The organism is Pseudovibrio sp. FO-BEG1 (genome assembly GCF_000236645.1).
In the GTDB taxonomy this organism is placed as follows: Bacteria; Pseudomonadota; Alphaproteobacteria; order Rhizobiales; family Stappiaceae; genus Pseudovibrio.
Genome location: NC_016642.1, coordinates 2,233,858 through 2,254,651, shown reverse-complemented (window position 1 = coordinate 2,254,651; position 20,794 = coordinate 2,233,858). Strand labels below are relative to the sequence as shown.

Genomic DNA, 20,794 nt, shown 5'->3' with positions numbered 1-20,794 from the left:
ATCGAATTTTTGGAGTTATGACTTGAGCTTTAGGAAAGTGAAACTACTTGGACGCCTGCCCTCTCTCCGCGCATTTGAAGCAACGGTGAGATGCGGAAACATAGCTGCAGCAGCCGATGAGCTGTGCGTAACGGAGGGTGCCGTCAGCAAACACATCAAAGCTCTGGAAGCCGAGTTGGGCGCAAAGCTGTTCACCCGCGTCTCTCGCAGAAATTTGCCGACACCCGTTGGAGAAAAGCTGTTTCAGGAAACCCGAGGTGCATTTGCGCTCTTACGGCAGGCGGAGCAGAGCTTTTCTCATGATCTTTCCAGCAAGCCCTTCGTGCTGGCAGCCCCGTCCACGAGCTTGCTACGCGTGATCATTCCAAACGCACATCTCATTCAGGCGGTAATCGGAGACAGACCCTTGCAGTTTGTGGCTGATGACACCCACCGCGGCACAGTGGACGCCTCCTATTCCCTCAGTCTGCGCGTTGAAGAGCTACCGGATGTACCGAATACAGTCTTCAAATTGGCCGATGAAGAGTTTGGTTTGGTGCTCTCTCCACTGCTGCTCTCGCCGGACTGCCCGAACCCAGCAGCAACGCTCACCAATTACAACTGCTTAATCCCTAAAGACCGCCCCCACATCTGGGAGAGTTGGGTGGCTGAAAGCGGCACAACGCTCGCACCTGCGGCCAACACAACGTACTTCGACGAGATGTATCTCGTCCTTCAAGGCGCTGAAGCTGGCCTCGGTCCTACCATTGCCCCGCGCCCCCTTGTGACAGAAGCCATAAAACACAACCGCCTCTGGGCCCCCTTCGGCTTCCAAAAACGCAAAGGCACCTACTTCACCATCGCTCCATTGGAAACAGATTTGGACCCGGACTTCCAACGTGTCAGTGAGGTGCTAAAGGGGATGTTTGCACAAGACTAACGTCTTCGCCTACTCCCCACGTGGGAATCGCTGTGCTTCCTCCAGTATGTTCAGATCCATGTGGTTGCGCATGTAGCGTTCGGAGGCTTTTTGGAGGGGTTGGTAGTCCCAAGGGTAGTAGCCGCCTTCGCGCAGAGCCTCGTAGACCACCCATCGACGGGCCTGACTGGCGCGGACATCGGCATCGAAGCGTTTCAGATCCCAGCGCTCTGCGACCTTCTTTCGGAACTCCTCCGCAATCTCTTGGTATTCAGGATCTTGTGCCAGATTGTGCAGTTCATGCGGGTCGGCTTCCAGATCGAACAACTGGTCCTCATCCAGCAGGCATTTGTTGAACTTCCAGCGATCTTCGCGCAGAGAAACCATAGGCGCATAAGACGCTTCAGCAGCGTACTCCATGGCTACAGGAGAGGTCCGCTGTTTCGCCTGGCCGAGCCCAACTAGAGTTTCTCCAGTCGTCCACGGCATCACCTCCTTCATGCTGATCCCTGCCAGATCGCAAAGGGTTGGACATACATCGATATTGCTGACAGGGGTGGAGATCGGGCCCGGCTGCATCTGAGGTGCGCAGATCATTAAGGGCACACGGGAAGAGCCCTCAAAGAAGGACATTTTGAACCACAGTCCGCGCTCGCCCAGCATATCTCCATGGTCTGAGACGAACAGAATGATTGCCTCCTGCCGCGTGCTTTCCAGCGCGGTCATCACCTCACCGATCTTGTCATCAATATAGGAGATATTGGCGAAGTAAGCCCGGCGTGACCGGCGAATGTCTTCCTCGGTAATGTCATAGGATCGCCAGTCGTTGGCATCGAAGATCCGCTTTGAATGGCTGTCATGCTCTTCATAGGGCATGGCCGGAACTTGCGGCAGCAGATGCTCACAGTCCTCATAGAGATCCCAATATTTCTTGCGCGCCACATAAGGGTCATGCGGATGCGTGAAAGAGACAGTCAGACACCAAGGTCTTTCATCCTTGCCTCGGGCCAGATCATAGACCTTACGTGTGGCGTGATAGGCGACCTCATCGTCATATTCCAGCTGATTGGTAATCTCGGCGACACCTGAGCCTGTCACCGACCCCATGTTGTGGTACCACCAGTCAATCCTCTCACCCGGCTTGCGATAGTCCGGCGTCCAACCGAAATCAGGCGGATAAACATCAGTAGTCAGCCGCTCCTCAAACCCGTGCAGCTGGTCTGGCCCGACAAAGTGCATCTTACCTGCCAGGCACGTCTGGTATCCGGCACGACGGAGGTGATGCGCATAGGTTGGCAGAGATGAGACAAACTCTGCGGCATTGTCATAAACGCCGGTCGCACTCGGCAACTGCCCGGACATGAACGAGGCCCGCCCCGGTGCACAAAGTGGAGAGGCGGTGTAAGCATTCTGGAAGCGGGTTGAGCGCTCCGCCAGTTTTTTAAGGTTCGGCGTGTGAAGCCACTCGGCAGGGCCATCTGGAAACAGGGTCCCATTCAACTGGTCCACCATGAAGATCAGGATATTCGGTTTACTCATAAGATTCCGGCTGCATTGCTGAGAAAGATTGCCGGCACACTTAAACCCATGCGCTCTTATTGCATCACACACTCTTTGAGCTGCGACGAGAACATGTAATAGGCCTTATGCTAAGGGGCTTCGTCAAGGTGGGTATCAGGAGGAGTGAGCTCTCCTATCGCGAGATAAACTCTGGCAACACAGCTTCAGTCAGCCACACGCCATTGTCGGACAGGAAAAATTCGATACCTTTTTGGTGCATTTGCTCTGCATTGATTGTCAGAACAATAGGCTTACCATGTCGTTGACCAACCTTGGTGGCGGTTTCCGTATCTTGAGAAAGGTGTACATGATGACGGGCCTGCGGTTTCAAACCTTGCTCGGAAATAGCAGACCAGTTGCGCTCTGCGGTGCCGTGATAAAGAGTTGCTGGTGGAGCAACTGGTTTCAGCTTCAAATCAACCTGAACTGAGTGCCCCTGATTGGCGCGAATACGGGTTTTGCCATCAGACAACTTAAAGCGCTGCTTATCGCTTTCAATCACGATCTGCTCAATCACTTCAGGTGTCAGGTCAACTTGAGGCCTGGCCTTCTCTATGAGTTCAGCAACACTAGCCCAACCTTCAGGGTCCAGCTGCAGTCCAATTTCCTGCGGTTTGTGCCTCAACACGAAACTGAGAAACTTGCTGATCTCGGTGCTCTTGTTTTTCTTATTCTTTGACATGGCTCTATAACTTCATACTGGCAATATTTTTGAACAATGGCTGCAAGCTAACGCAACACCAGACATTTTCCAAGCCACTCAACTTTCCGGTCTTTTTCTGCAGTTCAGTCCATGGTATTGCCATAGTCCTCTGACTAATCAGCGCTATTCATTGTTTGAGAGTTGAACGACTGCCGCATGCCGTTTCGTCTTGTGACATTGCTGAGAACTGCCCTGCTCATGTGCATCACCTTGATGCTCGTGTTTTCTGTCATGGGTCGTTCCACACCGTCGCATGATTTGAATGCACTTGCGCAGACGACCTATCAGCAGCACCTAGTCGCTGATGCGCATGAACATGATGTGGACCATAGCCACGACGCAGAATTTGCGGATGATCTGCAAATCTCTGGTCATCTGCACGGGCATAACTCCGCTGATCACTCTCATGAAGCACCCGCTGAGCCTGTTTTCACGCGCCTCGTGATTTCAGCAGTGACTGGCATACACATCGCGCAGCCTGTCAAAAGCCTGCGGTTTGATCTTGCCTCACGGTTGGAACGTCCTCCCCGTCCATTCCTTCTGTAGCACTATTCCCATAAACTACAGTTGGATTTTCCATGTACTTACATCTTCAGCGCGCAGGCGCTGAGCGGTGGACGTTAACGCGTCTTCTTCTGCTTTCCTGCATTCTTCTGCTGGTAATCACGTTGCCTGCAGCAGCCCACGGCATTGCGACCGGTGACAAGGGCTACATTCAAGAGATCTCCGGGATCAACATCATCCCCTTCATGTATCTGGGGGCCAAACATATGGTCACGGGGTATGATCACATCCTATTCCTGCTCGGGATCGTGTTCTTCCTCTACAAGACCAAAGACATCGGCGTTTATGTGAGCCTGTTCGCGATTGGCCACTCCACCACGATGCTGCTTGGGGTTTACTTCAACATCGGCATCAACGCCTACATCATCGACGCCATCATCGGCTTTTCGGTGGTCTACAAAGCGCTCGATAACATGGGGGCTTTTCGGGTCTGGTTTAAGTATCAACCCAACACCCGCCTCACCACGCTGGTCTTCGGGTTCTTTCATGGCTTTGGCCTGTCCACCAAGATCCTCGAGTATGAGATCTCGCCGGATGGATTGGTGCCAAACCTACTGGCCTTCAATGTGGGTGTCGAACTGGGCCAGTTACTGGCGCTGAGCGGCATTCTCATCGTTATGGGTTATTGGCGGCGCACGCAGACTTTCTGGCGCTACGCCTACTCCCTGAACACCACCATGATGACAGCAGGCTTTGCGCTGGTTGGATACCAGCTCACGGGCCTCATCCTATCTTTCTAATGTGAGGCACTATGTACAACACAACTCCACCCAAGCATTCTGACCTGCCATCTTCCGCGCAGTTGAAACGCTCCACCATCATTGCTGCTTTGTCTGCCCTTGTCCTTCTTGTCGTGGTGATCTTGCCCTCCGAGTATGGAGTGGACGCCACTGGCATGGGTCGCGTACTTGGCCTGACGGAAATGGGTGAGATCAAAACCCAGCTGGCAGAAGAAAGCGCCGCCGATGCAGCAGTAACAACAGCCTCTGCTCCTTCCACCGTCAATCAACCCGTAGCAGCTGACTCGCCGGAACTGACCAACCGCGTTGATGAGATTGAACGCAAGCTGGCTGAGGTGATGCTGAAGCAACAGCTGCGCGAGCGTGTTTCCACCACGCGTCGTCCCGCCGAAAACACGCCAACAGCTCCGGCACAGGCAGTTGCGACAACTCCCGTCGTTCAGGCTCCCACTCCAGCCCCAACGCCTGCACTCAAAAGCGATCAGGCCACAGTTCAGTTGGAGCCGGGTCAAGGCATTGAGATCAAGCTGGTGATGAAGGCAGGCAAGACAGCAACCTATCGTTGGACAGCCAACGGCAGTGTTTTGAATTACGACACCCACGGTGACGGAGGCGGTCGCTCCATATCCTACGTGAAAGGTCGTGGTGTGCCGCAGGATGAGGGAGAGCTCACGGCTGCATTTGATGGCAACCATGGTTGGTTCTGGCGCAACAGAACTGACAGCCCTGTCACTTTATCTCTGCAAACACGTGGAGAATATGAGTCGTTCAAACGAGTAAAGTAAGCGACTCACCAAGTTGACCTAATCGTCAATTCGGGTGGTTTTTCTGTAGTGCTCCGGCAAAATGCCTGAGAAACTGAAAAATCACCCGGGTTTTCCCCCAAAGCGCACAATATTCGGCGACAATCTGTCATGGGGTTCAATACCTATTACTTGAGGTAATACTGATATATGTGTCGCCAAAGCGCTTTGGTACAAATAATATTGCAACTAACCCGCACATTCCCCTCAGTCATTTTGTGATTTGTCATATGAGCGGATTTTAAATCGTTATAATCTCCTCAAATCACGCAGAAGTGCGCCTGCATCATATACGTATTCCTACTTATTTCATTCCAACGCGTTTCGATGCACTTTCCATTCAAATCTTTTTGCACCCGGTGAAAAGTTTTTCACTTGCAAGGTTTGCCGCCACCCTCGGCAAGCCTCATTCGGGGCCTTACAGCCAGCTATACCCCCTTTTAGCTGGTGCGTAACAACCGAACCACATGAGTAAAAGCGAAGCTCGTTCCCAGCTGTTATATTGCAGCGTTCCCTCCTCCCGGGCTTCGCTTTTTACTCACTCAACATGCGATCGGGAGACCTTTAAGGTGACGAAGCTGCGTCCAGGCGTCATTTTTGGCGAAGAATACAAAACCCTCATTCAGGCAGCACGCGAAGGGCAATACGCTCTTCCAGCAGTAAACGTAGTTGGCACCAACTCAATCAACGCAGTGCTCGAAGCTGCGGCAGCCAACAAATCCGACGTAATCGTACAGCTCTCAAACGGCGGCGCACAGTTCTACGCTGGTGCAGGCATGCCGGATAGCTTCCAGGCCCGTGTTCTTGGCGCAGTGTCTGCAGCCCAACACGTGCACCTGCTGGCAAAACACTACGGTGTTTGCGTTGTTCTGCACACAGACCATGCAAACCGTAAACTGGTGCCTTGGCTGGAAGCGCTTATCTCGCACGGTGAAGACTACTTCCGTGCGAATGGCCGTCCACTCTTTACTTCTCACATGCTGGACCTTTCAGAGGAAACTCTGGAACACAACCTGTCTGAAAGTGAGCGCCTGCTGAAGCGCATGGCTCCACTGCAGATGAGCCTTGAGATTGAACTGGGCTGCACCGGTGGTGAAGAAGATGGCGTTGGTTCTGATGAAGACATCGGAGCAGACAACCCGAAACTGTACACCCAGCCAGAAGATGTGCTGGAAGCGTACGACCGCCTCAACCCACTGGGTCACTTCTCTGTGGCTGCTTCCTTCGGCAACGTGCATGGCGTTTACAAGCCAGGCAATGTGAAGCTGCGCCCTGAGATTCTTCGTGAAAGCCAGAAACTGGTTCGCGAAACCCACAACCTGGGTGAAAACCCACTGCCACTCGTGTTCCACGGTGGTTCCGGCTCTGAAAAAGAGAAAATCGCGGAAAGCCTCGGCTATGGCGTGTTCAAAATGAACATCGACACCGACACGCAGTTCGCATTCTCTGAAAAAGCGGGCGCTTATGTGTTCGAAACGCCAAATGCGTTCAAACACCAGATCGACCCAGAGACCGGCACACCTTATAAGAAGGTCTACGATCCGCGCAAATTGCTGCGGGAAGGTGAACAAGGCATCATCACTCGTTTGACAGAAGCCTTTGACGACCTTCGCAGCGCTGGTAAATCTCTGGCGCAGTAAGAATGACCTCTCCGGCCACACGTTGGGGGTGTGGCCCGGACTTTAATGGAGTACAGGATGAAAGCGCTATTTATTGGCCAGTCCTATATTGACGTGACCTTTTTGTCAGAAACCATGCCGGAAGGTGATGAAAAGGCAATTGCGCAGGATTACGCTGTCAGCTTTGGTGGCAACGCTGTAACTGCAGCCTTCGTCTGCGCAAAACTGGGCATCGCCCCAGATCTGCTGTGCTCCATGGCAGATGATTGGCTGTCCCGCATGTTCCGCGATATGGCGGCCAAGTATTCCATTCCGATCCACGGTGCCAAGGTGAAGGAAAGCTCCCTTTCCTTCATCATGCCAAAAGACGGCAAACGTGCCATCGTACGCTGCCGTGACAACGACTTCCTGCATCCGTTCCCTGAACTGAACCTTGCTGGCTGTCAGGCATTGCACGTGGATGGTCACATCCCACATGCGGCTCTGCACTACGCAAAGCTATGCCGTAAGCACGGTATCCTCACCTCTCTGGATGGTGGTGCCGTTCGTGAGAACACCGAAGAGCTGCTCGACTACATTGATGTAGCGATCGTCTCCGAACTGTTCTGCGAGCAGCTCGGCAAATCACCAGAAGACACCCTTGAATACCTGCGTGCCAAAGGCGTGAAGGTGGGTGGTGTTACACAGGGTGAAGAAGGCCTGCTGTGGTACGAAGACAAGTGCCCAATCAAGCGCTTGCCTGCTCTGAAAGTTCCAAAGGAACGCGTCCTCGACACCAACGGTGCGGGTGATACCTTCCACGGCGCTTATGTGTACGGCTACCTGGCAGATCCTCAAGGTACTTGGGAAGACCATTTCAAACTGGCTCGTGCGGCTTCCGCACACGCCATTCAGTTCCTCGGCAACGAGGCCTCTCTGCCGACCGTTCTTGATCTGGACAACGTGCAGAAAAACTTTCCTGCGGGCGACTAATCTAGACGGCTTTGCCATTGGTGAAGCCATTTAGAGCCAAATAAAAACAATAAGAACGAACAATAACAATAATAGGCCCCACATCGGGCACATGTTCATGTGGCGCTCGCACACTCAAAAAGCCCCGTCTCTCCATGAGGCGGGGTTTTTATTTTCTCGCACGTGCTTTTTCTGAGCAGCGTTATCCCAAGTCGCCTACTGTCAGCTATACCCCCTCGATTCAGGCGGACCATAAACGATGGAAAGTCTTTGAAGGCGTAGATTTCCCGCAAGATGATACCACTGAGATTCAGGAAATCTCGGGCTTCTTATTCCTTAAATACAATAGCCCTAAATAATATTGGCTTTGTTTCACTAATATTCTTCGCCAGATCCTGAGAATATAAGTAAGCACATGATGAAGCCAGCTGATCACGAGCTTCTTTCACACGAACATAAATTGCTTACCACCAACTGCTCGCCTGACGCGACAGAACAATTTCTGCATGCCAACTCAACAGGTTCTGGCGGCAGTATTTAACTCAGTTTCTATTGCTTAAAACAGGGTTTATACTATGACTCATCTTAAATACTCATGTGCATTCATCGCGTTATTGGCGAGTGCAGGCATGGCACACGCGGGCACAATTACCATCACCACTGACGGCAGCGATGTGGTGACCCATTACACGGGCTCTTCAGACAATGCTACTACGGCCTATGATGAGACCACGGAAACCGAAATTGGCGAAAGTGCGAATGTAGACCGTATCTTTGCAAACGAGATCAACGGCAACGCGACAGACATTGCCAACAACAAGCAAATCATCAACGACTTTGAAAAACTGTTCGGCACCGTCCAGACAACAGCCCCAGCAGCGATCTCTGATGCGGTGAAAGACCCGCTGAAAAATGCAACTGGAACGCCGGTTGAAGACGTTCGCGCGATTGAAGGTGCGCTGAAAGACGGAACGACAGCCAAAACCGAATGGAAAGCCTATCTGGATCACGTGGAAGCCAAAGCGGCTGCCGGTGAAAAGATCACCATGGATGCCCCGACAGATCCGGTAGCAGATGACTTCACCAGTGGCGCTCTGCCGGTAGATATGGCCGCAGATCTGGCTGCACTTGGGACCGCTGTTGGTGATTACACCACAGAGCAACAGCCGCATGAAGACTACAGCGTATTCACCACAGCAAATGGTGCCAATGCATCTGGCCGCGCAACGGCTCAGGCGCTGGCGAATGGCGAAGGCCTGGCGAACGGTATTCTGGCTTCTTTCAACGCCGTTGATGCCAAAATCGGCGACATCAGCACACTGCCAAGCGACCTTCAGGCCCCAACGCCTGCAGACACCACAGTGGTATCTGCAGTCACCAAGCTGAACGAAAAAGTCGGTTCACTGGCTGATCTGAACTCAACCTTCACCGGAACAGCACGCAACAGCGTTGTTGCCGCTGTGAACAGCAATGCGGAGCGGATTACTGCTAACAGCGACGCCATCGCTAACAACAGCTCCCGCATCGTCTCATTGGAAGAAGATGTCGATGAACTGCAGGCAGGTGTCGCCATGGCGATCGCAATTGCCAACGCGCCAATCATTCAAGGCGGCTACAACGGCCTCTCCCTCTCAGGCGGCTTTGGTCACTTCAAAGGCAAGTCTGCGGGTTCCATGAAAGCTGCGTTCATGCCGATGGACAACATGGCAATCACCGCTTCTGTCGCAACAGACTTTGATGACAACGTCGCGGCCGGTGCTGGTTTGGGTTTCTCATTCTAATTTAGCAGGAGAGGCAAATGAGCCGACTTCTCACATTTCTCTGTGTCGCCTTCGCCATGGTTTTCCATGGCGGGGGTCTTCTCGCTCCTTCCGCCGCTCAAGCGAAAGAAGAATGGTCCGTGCAATGCAGTAGGCAGCAATGCCAGATGTATGCTGAGATCCGCCTGCAAAACGGAACGCTGTTCAACAACATCGCCTTCCGCAAACTCAGCGCGACTACATATGCTGGAATCGTAAAGCTGCCTTTGGGCATTCACATCCCGAGTGGCATCAACATCGGCATCGATCAGGCTGCTATTATTCAGGCCAAGTTGATCACCTGCAATCCGGATGGCTGCGAAGCTGCCTTTACTGCAAACCAGACGGTCGTCGACTTCCTCAAGCGCGGTGAAAAAATGTCCATCCTCGTGCGCAAGGCAGGCGACAGAAAGCAGTTGGCCCTCAACTACTCTTTGATGGGTTTCACCCGCAACTGGAACGAGTTCCACAAACGCATGGAAATCCTGATGCCGTAGCCGGATGGTCAAATGGATTTCTGAGAGAGAGTAAGCTACTGATAAGCCTAGGACCTGAGGGGAACTAGGCTGCTGTGACATACTCATTCAATACCGATAAATCCATTTCCATTCGCGACGAGACCGAGTTTCAGCGGTTTATTGGGTATGAGCTGGAGTTGTTTCCAGAAGAAGGCACGGCGATTTGTGCGTTGAATATCGACGCGAAGTACGCCAACCGCAGTGGGGTGGTTCATGGAGCAATCGTGACCATGTTGCTGGACAACGCCTGCGGAGCCTCATGCAGTGCCTCTGTCGATCCAACAGGAAAGCAGCCGTTTGTGACGCTGTCTCTGACCGTCAACTTCGTCGCCCCGGCAATCTGCAAGCGGTTGGTGGCCAAAGGCAAAGTGGTTGGTGGCGGCAAATCTACCCTGTTTGCTGAAGCAGAGTTGTTTGATGAGAAGAACCAGCTGATTGCCACGGCAACCGGCCCGTTCAAGCGCGCCCCGCAAAGAGAAGCGCGGCTTGATGATGTGTGAGCGCATGAAGCGGCTCGCCAGAGCCATCAGGACTTAGGGCTCACTCCTTCAAAGAACGTAGTTGTCAGCAACCTCGTGACTTCCTCAATGCTCGCCTCTCCTCTGGCGTTCATATCCCACGCAGTGAAGATGAGCATGTCGTAGGTGTTCATCACCCACCGTGTCGGCATGTCTTTGCGGATGTCACCATCTTGCTTGGCCTGCTCAATGGCCAGAATTGTCTCGTTTTCCATCATCGCATAACGAGGGTCTTTGCTCAGGACGCGTTCCCCTTCCACCCAGAAAGTCGAGAGAAAGCGCAGCTTGTTGGCCAGCGGCATCATTAGTTCCACGGCACGCAGCATGGCTTTTTTGCCGCGGAGGTTTTCGTTCTCCATCGGCATCAACGCGTTGACCAAATCATCAAAACTGACCGCCAGAATTTCCTCAATCAGCGCTTCACGAGAAGCAAAGTGTCTGTAAAGCGTGGCACGGCCAATTCCGGCAATCTCCGCTATTTCCGTGAGAGAAGCCGTTGGATTTACAGGCAGTTCGGCCAATCCAGCTTCAATCAGGGCACTGCGGGACTTAACAGCCCTTTTATCACGCAACAACATTTTTACCCTCATTTTATGAGACACACTTGTCTCACATATAAACATTATGATACACACTCGTCTCATAAATCAAGATCTGTGTGATCACGAGGCGTTCACTCAGCGATAACCGGTCATTTCATAGGCCTTCAACAAACTCTAAAATCTGCCTCATTTAACCTATTGCTCAGGAGCACTGAATGTCCAAGCGGATTGTGTGGTTGTCAGCAGCACTGGTGCTGCTGGGAGCTGTTGGTACCTATGTTCTTTCGCTCGAAGACACAAGTGATGTCGACATTGAAGAAAAAGAAGTTGCGCTGCCGGTTGTCAGCTATGTGACGGCCCAAGCAAACGACAATACCGGCCATATCTCTGTTTTCGCAGAAGTTCGCCCGCGCTGGACTGCTGATCTGAAAGCGCAGGTCTCCGGCAAATTGCTCTCAGTTGCTCCCCAGGCACTGGAAGGCAAGCAGGTTGCCAAAGGCGAAGCCATGGCACAGCTGGAAAAGCACACCTATGAAGCACAGCTGGAAGACGCCAGATACCAGCAGTCCACTGCCGAGTTCAATCTGAAGAAAAAGCAGAACAAGCACATTCTTGCGCTAAAAAACTGGCGTGCTGTGAACCCGCAGGAAGAGCCGCCGGAGATGGCCGTGCATATTCCTGAGTTACGCGTTGCTGAGAAAGCGCTGGAAGCTGCCATTCAGAAGGTGAAAGTCGCTCAGTATGATGTGAACGCGACCACCATCAAAGCTCCATTCAGCGGTTTTGTGACAAAGCGCCATGTCAGCATCGGCCAGAGCATTTCAGTGGGAGATACACTCTTCACCCTGCTCGACGCTGAGCAGCTGGACATCACCGTTTCGCTGGATAAAGACCAGTGGGACCTGCTGGAGAAGGCGTGGCAGGAATTTCCGGCCAAGATCTATAACTCCAGCAAGGAAATGGTTGGCCTTGCCAAAATCCAGCGCGGAGGTGGGTTTCTTGACCCTAAATCCCGCCGGTATCAGCTGTTTCTGGAGGTGGTCAACACACCTGAGACTTCCATTCTGCCAGGTGAGTTCGTCACCGTGGAGCTGCAAAGCCGAACCGTTCAAGACAGCCTGAAGCTGCCAGCAACGGCGCTAACACAGGAAGGCTTCATCTGGTTCCTGAACAACAAAGACGAACTGCAACGTTTTGAAGCTGACGTCATCTTCCGCGATGACACAGACATCATCGTTCATATGCCCGACGTTTTGCGCGATTTAGGTGAAAAACGCGTTGTTCAGTTGCCAATGGCTGCATTCCTGCCGGGTCAGCATGTTGCCCCAACACCAGCGGGGCACTAACCCATGACATGGCTCACAAACTGGTTCATCCGAAATCCGGTCGCTGCCAATCTCATTATGGCGTTCATCCTGCTTGTCGGGGTGTCCTCTCTTATGAACATCCGCATTGAAGGCTTCCCAAAGCTGCCGGCGGATACGGTGACGATCACCACTGTCTTGCCCAATGGCTACACCGAGCAGGTTGATAAGCAGATCACGCGCAAGGTGGAGAAGGCGCTTGAAGGGCTGGCCGGTGTCAAACACATCAGCTCACTCTCGCAGCCGGGGCTCTCGACTGTCTCTGTCAAGAAGACCAGCGACACCAAACTCAGCACACTGCTGGATGACATTCGCCTGAAAGTGGACGGCATCTATAATCTGCCGAAGAAAGCGGAGCGGCCTGTTATTGAAAAAGAGAGCATGGATATGCCTGCCATGTTTGTGCAGGTCTATGGAGATGCTGATTTCAAAACCTTGCAGCGCATTGCACGCCAACTGCGCAACAAGCTGCTGGCCAGCCCGGAAGTGTCCCGCCTGAAACAGTGGGGCCTACAAACTGAGCAGATCAAGATCGGGCTGGAGCCGTACACGCTTGAGCGCCTGAACCTGACGCCTGAGCAGGTGATGAACCGCATCCGCGCGTCATCCCTTTACTTCCCGGGTGGCACTCTGAAGACCGAGGGTGGCTACATCTCTTTGCGCGCTGACAGTCAGGCCTATTATAAAGCCGACTTCGAGCGTATTCCGATCATCGAATGGGAAGATGGTACCACGACAACTCTGGGCGATATCGCCACGGTAGAAGATGCGTTTGCTGACATTGATATGGAAGCCCGCTTCAACGGCAAAGAGTCTGTCGGGCTGGAAGTTCTGATTGGCCGCAAAGACAACCTTATTAATGTCTCTGAGGATGTGAAGAGCATCATCGCGGACTTCCGCAGCACACTGCCAAGCGGTGTAAAGGTGGATGTCTGGGGCAACTCCAGTGATTACATTGAGGATCGTCTCAGCCTTCTCAGCTCCAACGCCCTTCAGGGGCTGGCGCTTGTGCTGCTGATGTTGTCGCTGTTCCTCAACATGAAGCTGGCCTTCTGGGTTGCGATGGGGATCCCGATCTCGCTGGCTGGTGCGTTTGCTGTGGCCACCACGGGCTGGATCGACTACTCGCTCAACGACATCACCACGTTCGGCCTCATCATTGCCCTCGGTATCCTCGTGGATGATGCCGTGGTCGTGGGGGAAAGCGTTTTTGAACAACGTAAGCGCTATGCGAACCCGCTAAAGGGAACGGCTGAAGGCGTCCATAAAGTCGCTGTCGCCACCATCTTCGGTGTGCTGACAACAACGGCGGCCTTCTTCCCGATGCTGCTGATGAAGAGTGAGCTGGGCAAGATCCTCGGCAGCTTCTCCGGCATTGTTATTCTGGCGCTGCTGTTCTCCCTGTTTGAGAGTAAGTTCATTCTGCCAGCACACCTTGCTTACATCTCGTTGGAAGAGAAGAAGCAAAACATCTTCTCCCGGTCCTGGGGCAAGGTGCAGGGTGTGGCGCGTGGCGGCTTGTTCTGGTTCCGCGACACCATCTACTTCCCAACCCTCAAATGGGCGATCCGTCAACGTTATGCTGTTCTGGTCGGCTTCATTGCTGTGGCGGCGCTCGTATTTGGTCTCATGTGGAAGGGTAAGATCCATTCGGTGTTCTTCCCGGAAATTCCGGGACAGTACATCGTGGTGAATATGGAGATGGATCCGCGGGCTCCGTTCAATCTGACACAGAGCAACATCACGCTGATCGAAGACATGGCCCATGCGGTTGATCGGCGGTATGCCGAGGAACAGCCGGACGTGGGTGGCGTCATTCAGAACATCTTCCGCATCGTTTCAGACAGCACCAATGCGACCATTTACGCAGAGCTGCGCCCGTTGAAAGAACGCGGAGATGCAAAAACTGCTGACATTCTTCGCGAATGGCAGGACCGCACCGGTACTTTGGAAGGTGTTTCCAAACTCACCTTCTCGGGCTTTGAAGCGATCGGTGGTGGTTTCAAGATCCGTCTGTTTGGTGAAGACGCAGAACAACTGAAGCTGGCAAGTGCTGAGCTGATGGAACAGCTAGGCAAACGTGCAGGCGTCAGCAATCTGCGTGACACCTTTAAGGCAGGTCAACCAGAACTGCGCCTGACCGTAAAACCTGAAGCACGGCATCTCGGTTTTACCGCTGAGCGGCTCGCCAGTCAGGTTTCCAATCAGTTTGGTGGCGGTGAGGCACAGCGCATCCAACGTGGCAACTCAGAGGTCCGCGTCATTGTCCGGAACACACTGGACGCACGTGACGCCATTGAAGACCTGCTGCAATCCCGCTTGCGCAGTGCAAACGGGGATTGGGTCACCCTGCAATCTGTCGCCAACATCGAGGCACGATATGTGCCCGGGTTCGTGTACCGCAGAAACGGCGATCAGGTCGCCACTATCGAAGCTGACATCAACAAACAGATCGTTGCTCCTGCAGAGCTCGGTCAGGATATCTTCACCTCCGTTGTGCCCCAACTACAACAGAAGTATCCCGGCGTGAAAATTAAGCAGGGTGGCGAACTGGAGGAAATGGGTGAAGTGAAAGGCAACATGAACCGCGCCCTGATCATCACCTGTTTCCTCATCTTTGTCCTGTTGGCGATCCCATTGAAGTCCTACTTCAAGCCGCTGATCATTATGTCTGTGGTGCCATTCGGTGTTGTCGGGGCCATATTGGGCCACGCCATCATCGGCATCCCCTTCAGCATGATGTCCATCTTCGGCTTGTTGGCGCTGATCGGTGTGATCGTCAACGACTCCCTCGTCATGGTCACTCACTACCTTCATCTGCGTGAGGAGGGTGTCGAGCATATCGAGGCGACGGAGCGCAGTGGCATGGATCGCTTCCAGGCGATCTTCCTGACAACGGCGACAACCGTTGCTGGTCTGATGCCGCTGATGAGCGAAACCTCCGAGCAGGCCATGTACCTGATCCCGGCTGCTGTCTCCCTTGCTTACGGGGAGATTTTCGGAACGCTTATTACTTTGATCCTGATTCCAGTACTTGTCGCAATTGCGGAAGATATTCGCGTCTTTTTCTTCGGCAAACGCGATAAGGCATTGGAATATGCGCAAATGGAGCGAAAAGAGGCCCATGAGGCTGAGGAAAAGCAGGCGATTTTAGAAAAATCCCCAAAGAATAACGGAGATATAAAACCTGAGGGTTTCCCTCTGGAAAAAGCTTAAATGAACCTTACGATACGGCCTCCCCTAGCGGAGGCCGTTTTTTGTTAAGGACTTACCCTGCGAAATCTGCTATTTAACCCACTGTGAATCCGCAGAATTTCGCCGCTAAGTATATATTAGCGATTCCTCAAAGGTTAAATCTCACTATATTTGAATATACTAATATAGATTATATATTAGAAATGCATCATGCACTTATATATTGCGGAATATCAAAGAGAAAAAATCTACTAATTCAAAATTGATTGCACTCAATTTGTGCTTTTTACAATTCATCTAGGTTCCTGCGCGTACGAGCGGGCACGTATAACGTAACGGTGTCTGCTCCAATCAATAGCTGCCAAAAGCAGCTGTTAGACCGGAGTACGCAAATGGCTGGCATAAGCCAAAACACCCAGACTACCACTCCAGAAGTGAGCAAAGGTCGCGAGCGCGCAGCATTCTTGTTGCTGGCGGTTGTCCTGGCTCCAGTTCTGATGACTGCAGCGGTTGCCGGATATGGTTTCCTTATCTGGATGTCGCAGATCCTGCTTGGCCCACCATCATTCTAAGAGGTGACAGTGGCCAACCTTTCTCGCAGAGCATTCTTTACCCGTTTAAGCGCTAAACCAGAAGTGGCGAACCCATTTCGTCCGCCATGGACCAGCGAGCAGCGGATTGAAGACAAATGCACCGGTTGCTTTGAATGCGTCAAAGCCTGCCCGGAAGGCATTCTGTTCAGCGATGATAACCGGCCATTTCTGAAACCTGGTGTTGGCGAATGCACATTTTGTGAAGAGTGCGCAAAAGCGTGCCCTGAAGACGGTCTCTTCAACCTTTCAGAAGCACCCTGGAGACTTACAGCAGACTTAAAGCAAGAGGCCTGCTTGCTGCAGAAAGGCGTTTCCTGCCGGACCTGCACTGACTGCTGTGACCCAAGAGCTCTCCGGTTTGACCTGCGCACACCACCAGCAGGACAGATCCAACTGGACGCAGACCAGTGCAGCGGTTGCGGCGCTTGCCTCGTGGCCTGCCCAGTGGATGCCATCAGTTTGAACGACCAAAGCAACACGAGCCAGGAAAGCTTAGCAAATGCGTAATGCAACAGCCGTTGAGCGCGAAGAACCTGCCGGGGTCTGGCACATTTCCAGTGTGCTGATTCAGGCAATCCCGGAAAAACGGGAGCAGGTTTGCGCGGCCATCGAACAGATGCCTTCTGCTGAGATCGCGGATGTGCCTGACACCGAAAAGATTATCGTGACGTTGGAAACCACGAGCGAGCGCGACATCGCCAATGCGCTGACCGAGATCCAGAAAATGGATCACGTGATCACCGCATCACTCATTTTCCATCAGACCGACACCACCGACCTCAATTCAATTGTGATTTCTGATCAGGGTGACATTCAACCCGAGGGGACTTGCTCATGATTAAACTAACAAGACGCGCTGTCATCAAGGCGCAGGCCGTTGCAGCTGCAGCAGCCGCGGCCGGGGCAAGCCTTCCGGCACAAGCGTCTAACCTTGTTACCGACTCCAGCAAAACCGACCTGAAATGGTCTAAAGCTGCTTGTCGTTTCTGCGGCACCGGTTGTTCCATCATGGTGGCAACCAAAGGCGGCCGTGTTGTTGCAACACATGGTGACGCAAAAAGCCCGGTTAACCGCGGTCTGAACTGCGTAAAAGGCTACTTCCTTTCCAAGATCATGTACGGCAAGGACCGTCTTGAGCAGCCATTGCTGCGTAAGAAAGACGGCAAGTACGACAAAGAAGGCGAGTTCACTCCAGTATCCTGGGATGAAGCTTTCGACATCATGGCTGACAAAGCCAAAGAAGCGATCAAAAAGAACGGCCCTTACTCTGTAGGCATGTTCGGCTCAGGCCAGTGGACTGTTTGGGAAGGCTACGCAGCTGCAAAGCTCTGGAAAGCCGGCTTCCGCTCCAACACCATTGACCCGAACGCACGTCACTGCATGGCCTCTGCTGTGGGCGCATTCATGCGTACCTTCGGCATCGATGAGCCAATGGGCTGCTATGACGACTTTGAGAACGCAGACGCATTCGTGCTCTGGGGTTCCAACATGGCAGAAATGCACCCGGTTCTGTGGACCCGTCTGACTGACCGTCGTCTGTCCAACCCGGATGTTAAAGTTGCTGTTCTGTCCACTTACGAACACCGCAGCTTTGACCTTGCTGACATCCCAATGGTCTTCACCCCACAGACCGATCTCGTGATTGCGAACTTCATCGCAAACTACATCATCGAGAACGAAGCCGTGGACATGGACTTCGTCAGCAAGCACACCAACTTCCGTCTTGGCAACCAGGACATCGGTTACGGTCTGCGCCCTGAGCATCCACTGCAGAAAGCTGCGAAAAACGCAGACAAAGCAGGTGGTTCTAAAGAGATCTCCTTCGAAGAGTATGCTGAGTTCGTTAAGCCATACACTCTCGAATACGCTGAGAAGATGTCTGGTGTTCCTGCAAGCCGCTTGCTGGAACTGGCGAAACTTTACGCTGATCCAAACAAGAAGGTTATGTCCCTCTGGACCATGGGTGCGAACCAGCACACACGCGGTGTTTGGGTCAACCAGATGTTCTACAACATCCACCTGCTCACCGGTAAAATTTCCAAGCCAGGTTGCGGTCCATTCTCACTGACTGGTCAGCCATCCGCTTGTGGTACTGCACGTGAAGTTGGTACCTTCGCACACCGTCTGCCAGCAGACATGGTTGTGAAGAACCCTAAACACCGTGAAATTGCAGAGAAAATCTGGAAACTGCCAGAAGGCACAATTCCTGCAAAGCCTGGTTACCACGCTGTTCTGCAGTCCCGTATGCTTAAAGACGGCAAGCTGAACTTCTACTGGACCCAGGTCACCAACAACATGCAGGCTGGCCCGAACGTTGTTGAAGAAATCTACCCAGGTTGGAGAAACCCAGAAAACTTCGTCGTGGTTTCTGATCCATACCCAACCGTTTCTGCAATGGCTGCTGACTTGATCCTCCCAACCGCTATGTGGGTGGAAAAAGAAGGCGCATACGGTAACGCTGAGCGTCGTACCCAGTTCTGGAACCAGCTGGTAAACGCACCGGGTGAAGCAAAGTCTGACCTTTGGCAGACCGTTGAGTTCTCCAAGCGCTTCAAAGTTGAAGACGTTTGGCCTGAAGAACTGCTTGAAAAAGCGCCAGAATACCGCGGTAAGACACTGTTCGACGTCCTGTTCGCAAACGGCCAGGTTGACAAGTTCCCAGTGTCTCAGCTGAACCCTGATTACGAGAACCAGGAAGCAAAAGACTTCGGTTTCTACATTCAGAAAGGCCTGTTCGAAGAATACGCCACATTCGGTCGCGGCAAAGCGCACGATCTGGCAGACTTCGACACATACCATCAGGAGCGCGGTCTGCGCTGGCCTGTCGTAAACGGCAAAGAAACCCAGTGGCGCTTCCGCGAAGGTTCTGACCCGTACGTTGGCAAGGGCAAAGGCTACGAGTTCTACGGTCATAAAGACGGTAAGGCTCGCATCTTCGCACTGCCTTACGAAGCACCACCGGAAATGCCTGATGAAGAGTACGATTTCTGGCTCTGCACCGGTCGTGTGATCGAACACTGGCACACCGGCACCATGACCCAGCGCGTACCTGAGCTGTACAAAGCAGTTCCAGACGCTCTGTGCTACATGCACCCGGATGATGCGAAAGCAAAAGGCCTACGTCGTGGTTCTGAAGTGCGCGTGATCTCCCGCCGTGGCGAAATCACCACCCGCATTGAGACCCGTGGCCGTAACAAGCCGCCAAAAGGCCTCGTGTTTGTACCGTTCTTCGATGCAAGCCAGCTCATCAACAAGGTGACACTGGATGCAACCGATCCACTTTCTAAACAGACCGACTTCAAGAAGTGCGCGGTCAAGATCGTAGCCGTGTGAGGTACGCCATGAAACTTCTGAAACTTGTTGTAGCAAGCCTCTTTGCACTTTCAGTCCTCGGTGGAGCAAGCTCTTTTGCAGCTGACTCCATCAACGAACTGCGCAACGCGGACATCCTGACTCAGGATGCCGCACCGCGTATCCCGAAAGTCGTAAACAGCGACGAACGTCAGGTGCGTAACTACCCTGAGCAGCCACCTCTGATCCCGCACAAGATCGACGGCTACCAGATCGATAAGCGTCTGAACAAATGCATGACCTGCCACAGCCGTAAAGCGATTGAGCAGTCTCAGGCTCCAATGATCTCTATCACGCACTTCATGAACCGTGATAACCAGTTCCTGGCGTCTGTATCCCCTCGCCGCTTCTTCTGCACCCAGTGTCACGTGCCTCAGACCGAATCTAAGCCTTTGGTTGAGAACACATTCGTTGACGTTGATGAAGTGCTCAAAGGCGAAGCTAAGAAGTAGGAGCGCCAGGCATGATTTCAATTATCAAACGGTTCTGGCAGATCATCAGCAAACCTAGTGTCCATTACAGCCTCGGCTTTCTGACACTTGGCGGGTTTGTCGCCGGCATCATCTTCTGGGGTGGTTTCAACACCGCCCTGGAGGTCACCAACACAGAAGAATTCTGTATTGGTTGTCACGAGATGGAAAACACTGTTTATCAGGAACTCAAGACCACCATTCACTATACCAACCGGTCTGGTGTGCGTGCGACTTGCCCTGATTGTCACGTGCCTCATAACTGGACATCCAAGGTTGCCCGTAAGATTCAGGCATCCAAGGAAGTTTACGGTAAAATCTTTGGCACAATCAGCACGCCAGAGAAATTCGAGAGCAAGCGTCTTGAGCTTGCAAGCCATGAATGGGCTCGCTTCAAAGCCAACGACTCCCTCGAGTGCCGTAACTGTCACAGTGAAGAGTCCATGGACTTTACACGTCAGAGTGTGAGGGCTTCTGAACAGCACGAGAAATTCCTCGTAACCGGTGAGAAGACCTGTATCGACTGCCACAAAGGCATCGCACACAAGCTACCTGATCTGAGCCTGCTGAAAGAAGGTCACTAAGAGCACGGTTGTTTGATTGGTT

At 52.8% G+C, this 20,794-nt stretch carries 20 protein-coding genes; 17 read left to right on the top strand and 3 right to left on the bottom strand.

All coding sequences use genetic code 11. From position 1 onward, the window contains the following. The first annotated feature begins 22 nt into the window (after positions 1–22). On the top strand, positions 23–919 hold the full coding sequence (locus tag PSE_RS10320; protein WP_208998140.1) for a LysR family transcriptional regulator: 897 nt from the start codon (positions 23–25) through the stop codon (positions 917–919). Between the two features lie 9 nt (positions 920–928). Here PSE_RS10320 and betC read toward each other — a convergent pair whose 3' ends face one another. Further along, positions 929–2,437: a choline-sulfatase gene (gene betC, locus PSE_RS10315; protein WP_014284790.1), complete on the bottom strand. Its 1,509-nt coding sequence runs from the start codon at positions 2,435–2,437 to the stop codon at positions 929–931. A gap of 154 nt (positions 2,438–2,591) precedes the next feature. Beyond that, positions 2,592–3,140 carry an RNA 2'-phosphotransferase gene (locus PSE_RS10310; RefSeq protein ID WP_014284789.1) on the bottom strand — a complete coding sequence of 183 codons (549 nt, stop codon included), beginning with the start codon at positions 3,138–3,140 and terminating at the stop codon, positions 2,592–2,594. A gap of 177 nt (positions 3,141–3,317) precedes the next feature. Between PSE_RS10310 and PSE_RS10305 the strand changes: the two genes are divergently transcribed. The 8 genes from PSE_RS10305 (at position 3,318) to PSE_RS10265 (ending at position 10,655) form a co-directional block, all read left to right on the top strand. Beyond that, positions 3,318–3,707, top strand: a complete 390-nt coding sequence (locus PSE_RS10305; protein ID WP_208998139.1) for a hypothetical protein — start codon at positions 3,318–3,320, stop codon at positions 3,705–3,707. A 32-nt stretch (positions 3,708–3,739) separates the two neighbouring features. Further along, the gene (locus tag PSE_RS10300) at positions 3,740–4,465 is read left to right on the top strand and encodes a HupE/UreJ family protein (RefSeq protein WP_014284787.1); all 726 of its coding nucleotides are present in this window, start codon (positions 3,740–3,742) and stop codon (positions 4,463–4,465) included. A gap of 11 nt (positions 4,466–4,476) precedes the next feature. Then, complete coding sequence (locus PSE_RS10295) at positions 4,477–5,250, top strand: hypothetical protein (protein WP_014284786.1); 774 nt, start codon at positions 4,477–4,479, stop codon at positions 5,248–5,250. Positions 5,251–5,837: 587 nt separating this feature from the next. After that, positions 5,838–6,908 carry a class II fructose-bisphosphate aldolase gene (gene fbaA / locus PSE_RS10290; RefSeq protein WP_008549066.1) on the top strand — a complete coding sequence of 357 codons (1,071 nt, stop codon included), beginning with the start codon at positions 5,838–5,840 and terminating at the stop codon, positions 6,906–6,908. Between the two features lie 57 nt (positions 6,909–6,965). After that, positions 6,966–7,859 (top strand): sugar kinase, encoded by an 894-nt coding sequence (locus tag PSE_RS10285; RefSeq protein WP_014284785.1) that lies wholly within the window; start codon positions 6,966–6,968, stop codon positions 7,857–7,859. A 554-nt stretch (positions 7,860–8,413) separates the two neighbouring features. Beyond that, the gene (locus PSE_RS10275) at positions 8,414–9,619 is read left to right on the top strand and encodes a YadA C-terminal domain-containing protein (protein WP_041768293.1); all 1,206 of its coding nucleotides are present in this window, start codon (positions 8,414–8,416) and stop codon (positions 9,617–9,619) included. Between the two features lie 17 nt (positions 9,620–9,636). Then, positions 9,637–10,134 carry an invasion associated locus B family protein gene (locus PSE_RS10270; protein ID WP_208990281.1) on the top strand — a complete coding sequence of 166 codons (498 nt, stop codon included), beginning with the start codon at positions 9,637–9,639 and terminating at the stop codon, positions 10,132–10,134. A gap of 74 nt (positions 10,135–10,208) precedes the next feature. Beyond that, entirely contained in the window at positions 10,209–10,655 is a 447-nt protein-coding gene (locus PSE_RS10265; RefSeq protein ID WP_014284781.1) for a PaaI family thioesterase, read from the top strand. Between the two features lie 26 nt (positions 10,656–10,681). Here the strand turns inward: PSE_RS10265 and PSE_RS10260 are convergent, their stop codons facing one another. Beyond that, the gene (locus PSE_RS10260; protein WP_014284780.1) at positions 10,682–11,251 is read right to left on the bottom strand and encodes a TetR/AcrR family transcriptional regulator; all 570 of its coding nucleotides are present in this window, start codon (positions 11,249–11,251) and stop codon (positions 10,682–10,684) included. Between the two features lie 179 nt (positions 11,252–11,430). On the opposite strand from PSE_RS10260, the gene PSE_RS10255 reads away from it, so the two are divergent. The 8 genes from PSE_RS10255 (at position 11,431) to PSE_RS10220 (ending at position 20,772) form a co-directional block, all read left to right on the top strand. Next, a complete protein-coding gene (locus PSE_RS10255; RefSeq protein ID WP_014284779.1) occupies positions 11,431–12,561 on the top strand; it encodes an efflux RND transporter periplasmic adaptor subunit in 1,131 nt (376 codons plus the stop codon). Between the two features lie 3 nt (positions 12,562–12,564). Then, entirely contained in the window at positions 12,565–15,795 is a 3,231-nt protein-coding gene (locus PSE_RS10250; RefSeq protein ID WP_014284778.1) for an efflux RND transporter permease subunit, read from the top strand. A gap of 371 nt (positions 15,796–16,166) precedes the next feature. After that, positions 16,167–16,346 (top strand): periplasmic nitrate reductase, NapE protein, encoded by a 180-nt coding sequence (locus PSE_RS10245; protein WP_008548957.1) that lies wholly within the window; start codon positions 16,167–16,169, stop codon positions 16,344–16,346. 9 nt (positions 16,347–16,355) lie between these two features. Then, positions 16,356–16,874, top strand: a complete 519-nt coding sequence (locus PSE_RS10240) for a ferredoxin-type protein NapF (RefSeq protein WP_014284776.1) — start codon at positions 16,356–16,358, stop codon at positions 16,872–16,874. Then, a complete protein-coding gene (locus PSE_RS10235) occupies positions 16,867–17,205 on the top strand; it encodes a chaperone NapD (protein ID WP_014284775.1) in 339 nt (112 codons plus the stop codon). The genes PSE_RS10240 and PSE_RS10235 overlap by 8 nt, the downstream gene beginning before the upstream one ends. Beyond that, positions 17,202–19,700 carry a nitrate reductase catalytic subunit NapA gene (gene napA / locus PSE_RS10230; protein ID WP_008548986.1) on the top strand — a complete coding sequence of 833 codons (2,499 nt, stop codon included), beginning with the start codon at positions 17,202–17,204 and terminating at the stop codon, positions 19,698–19,700. The genes PSE_RS10235 and napA overlap by 4 nt, the downstream gene beginning before the upstream one ends. An 8-nt stretch (positions 19,701–19,708) precedes the next feature. Beyond that, entirely contained in the window at positions 19,709–20,170 is a 462-nt protein-coding gene (locus PSE_RS10225; RefSeq protein ID WP_008549041.1) for a nitrate reductase cytochrome c-type subunit, read from the top strand. 11 nt (positions 20,171–20,181) lie between these two features. After that, a complete protein-coding gene (locus PSE_RS10220) occupies positions 20,182–20,772 on the top strand; it encodes a cytochrome c3 family protein (RefSeq protein WP_008549330.1) in 591 nt (196 codons plus the stop codon). The last annotated feature ends 22 nt before the right edge of the window (positions 20,773–20,794 follow it).

Coding starts and splice junctions, on each gene's coding strand:
- betC (WP_014284790.1), bottom strand. CDS start 2,437: ATGAGTAAACCGAATATCCTGATCTTCATGGTGGACCAGTTGAATGGG.
- PSE_RS10310 (WP_014284789.1), bottom strand. CDS start 3,140: ATGTCAAAGAATAAGAAAAACAAGAGCACCGAGATCAGCAAGTTTCTC.
- PSE_RS10305 (WP_208998139.1), top strand. CDS start 3,318: ATGCCGTTTCGTCTTGTGACATTGCTGAGAACTGCCCTGCTCATGTGC.
- PSE_RS10300 (WP_014284787.1), top strand. CDS start 3,740: ATGTACTTACATCTTCAGCGCGCAGGCGCTGAGCGGTGGACGTTAACG.
- PSE_RS10295 (WP_014284786.1), top strand. CDS start 4,477: ATGTACAACACAACTCCACCCAAGCATTCTGACCTGCCATCTTCCGCG.
- PSE_RS10285 (WP_014284785.1), top strand. CDS start 6,966: ATGAAAGCGCTATTTATTGGCCAGTCCTATATTGACGTGACCTTTTTG.
- PSE_RS10275 (WP_041768293.1), top strand. CDS start 8,414: ATGACTCATCTTAAATACTCATGTGCATTCATCGCGTTATTGGCGAGT.
- PSE_RS10270 (WP_208990281.1), top strand. CDS start 9,637: ATGAGCCGACTTCTCACATTTCTCTGTGTCGCCTTCGCCATGGTTTTC.
- PSE_RS10260 (WP_014284780.1), bottom strand. CDS start 11,251: ATGTTGTTGCGTGATAAAAGGGCTGTTAAGTCCCGCAGTGCCCTGATT.
- PSE_RS10255 (WP_014284779.1), top strand. CDS start 11,431: ATGTCCAAGCGGATTGTGTGGTTGTCAGCAGCACTGGTGCTGCTGGGA.
- PSE_RS10250 (WP_014284778.1), top strand. CDS start 12,565: ATGACATGGCTCACAAACTGGTTCATCCGAAATCCGGTCGCTGCCAAT.
- PSE_RS10245 (WP_008548957.1), top strand. CDS start 16,167: ATGGCTGGCATAAGCCAAAACACCCAGACTACCACTCCAGAAGTGAGC.
- PSE_RS10235 (WP_014284775.1), top strand. CDS start 16,867: ATGCGTAATGCAACAGCCGTTGAGCGCGAAGAACCTGCCGGGGTCTGG.
- napA (WP_008548986.1), top strand. CDS start 17,202: ATGATTAAACTAACAAGACGCGCTGTCATCAAGGCGCAGGCCGTTGCA.
- PSE_RS10225 (WP_008549041.1), top strand. CDS start 19,709: ATGAAACTTCTGAAACTTGTTGTAGCAAGCCTCTTTGCACTTTCAGTC.
- PSE_RS10220 (WP_008549330.1), top strand. CDS start 20,182: ATGATTTCAATTATCAAACGGTTCTGGCAGATCATCAGCAAACCTAGT.